We start from the raw sequence: 1,841 nt of genomic DNA on the forward strand, positions 1-1,841 counted from the left end.
TGCCCGCCTGGGTTATGACTTCAGTACCGTGGAAACGCCAGATTTACGGCCTGGCGAGGTGGTGTACCTGCCTCTGGAAAAACAACCGAACGAAGCGCTGTGGCGCGGCGGTAAGCCCCAGGCCTCTGAGCCGGAACCCGGCTTGTACCTGCGGGGGCGCGTGTCCGGGCAGCCCTGGAGGGCTGGCAACACCGTGAAGTATGGTATTGAGGCGTTGTTCGCCCCCAAGGAAAAAGCACTGCAATTGGAACGGGAATTACGGGACGGCGCGGTGGCGGTGGTGAAGGTGGCAGCGAATGGGCGGGCGGCGTTGGTGGCGGTGGAGACAAAGGCAATTAATAATTAATAACGCGCGATCCTGGTTTCCTGCTTTTGAAACGCAAGAGGCCGCGTCCATGGCTTGGGCGCGGCCTCTTGCGTTGCAGGTCTATACACGCTTTCGCGCGTAGTTATTAACTATTAATTATTCATTGTTAATTGCTTCACCCCATCACCTTCTGAATAAACCCGGACTCTTTCTCGATGGTCTTGGCGAAAGGTTCCAGGGCGTGCATGCGCTCGGTGTGGGCGGCCAGGTTGGGGTAGTGGGCCGGGTCGATGCTTTCGCCGCCGTGTTTGAAGTTGACCAGCTGGCTGGCCAGGGCGATGTCGGCCACGGTCATGCTCTCGCCGACCAGGAATTTCCGGCCTTCCAGGGCCTTGTCCAGATAGGCGAACAGCGGCGGGATAGTGGTAGTCAGGGCGTGCTGGACTTTGTCTTCATCGCATTCCTTGCCGAGTAGCCGCATGACCACGCGGTTACGGAATACCGCAAAGGTGCAGCGCATGGCCAGGTCGTAATCCACGAAACGTTCAAACCAGATGGTCTGCCCCATTTCCATGGCATCGCTGGGGTAGAGCGCCGGTTGCGGGTGTGTCTTTTCCATCCAGGCACAAATGGCAGCGGAGTCGGCGAGGAACTGACCATCCACTTCCAGTGCAGGAATCCGCTTCATGGGGCTGATTTTTTCATAGCCTTCCGGCGGGTTGTTGGGATCGACATGGACGGATTCGAATTCGATTCCTTTCAGTGCCAAAGCAACCCGGGTCTTGCGGACGAAAGGTGACAGGGCGGCCCCGTACAGCTTGATGGACATACTTCTCTCCCGATAAATGAATGTTTTTTCGCCAATTTGATGGAATCGGCAGGGTTATAGCGCGCCATTACTAGAGCAGCATGACTTTTTCGGGTCAATGATGGTCTGCGACAAAATTTTTCCTTGACGATTGCCCGGCAGATACCTATTCTACGCGCCGCTTTGACGCACCAAGTCAAGCCCGGGTCCCCTTCGTCTAGTGGCCCAGGACACCGCCCTTTCACGGCGGTAACAGGGGTTCGACTCCCCTAGGGGACGCCACTTATTCGTTAGCGTAAGCTGGCAGCAAGACAAGCGGGAATAGCTCAGTTGGTAGAGCACGACCTTGCCAAGGTCGGGGTCGCGAGTTCGAATCTCGTTTCCCGCTCCAAATAGAAAAGGGACCCAATCGGGTCCCTTTTTTTATGCCGCTCTGCGGCTGCAACACGCATACACGCGACCCACACCTAAGGAACCTCTGAAAAACTCCTTGCATGCTCAGCGTGGCCTGAAGCGTGCAGCTGTTGCGTCTTGTCTTGATGGTCAGGGTGGTTCCCTTTCCGAGAGGCAAGGCGCAGCAGGTGTGCGCTTCAGGCCGCGCCTTTATGCCCGAACGGGTGCTTCGGGTCATCCAGGCTGGCCCGCACTCGTTGTTGCGCTTTTTCGATGGATGGACATATCTCGATCCCAGTTAGGGGACACCTTCAAAAGCGCGCCCTCTGTGCC

2 protein-coding genes and 2 tRNA genes are annotated in these 1,841 nt (G+C 57.1%); 3 read left to right on the forward strand and 1 reads right to left on the reverse strand.

All coding sequences use genetic code 11. The annotated features are described in order from the left end of the window. Positions 1 to 346, forward strand: a 346-nt coding sequence (locus tag A3730_RS20115; RefSeq protein ID WP_197477542.1) for a GDYXXLXY domain-containing protein, incomplete at its 5' end; no start/stop codon positions are given. 136 nt (positions 347 to 482) lie between these two features. Here A3730_RS20115 and A3730_RS20120 read toward each other — a convergent pair. Beyond that, on the reverse strand, positions 483 to 1,136 hold the full coding sequence (locus tag A3730_RS20120; protein WP_063521304.1) for a glutathione S-transferase family protein: 654 nt from the start codon (positions 1,134 to 1,136) through the stop codon (positions 483 to 485). 185 nt (positions 1,137 to 1,321) lie between these two features. On the opposite strand from A3730_RS20120, the gene A3730_RS20125 reads away from it, so the two are divergent. After that, positions 1,322 to 1,397, forward strand: a tRNA-Glu gene (locus tag A3730_RS20125). Between the two features lie 33 nt (positions 1,398 to 1,430). Beyond that, positions 1,431 to 1,506: transfer RNA gene (locus tag A3730_RS20130), tRNA-Gly, on the forward strand. The last annotated feature ends 335 nt before the right edge of the window (positions 1,507 to 1,841 follow it).

Source organism: Alcanivorax sp. HI0044 (genome assembly GCF_001634945.1).

Excerpts from the sequence above, each read along its gene's own strand:
- A3730_RS20120 (WP_063521304.1), bottom strand. The coding sequence starts at position 1,136 with ATGTCCATCAAGCTGTACGGGGCCGCCCTGTCACCTTTCGTCCGCAAG.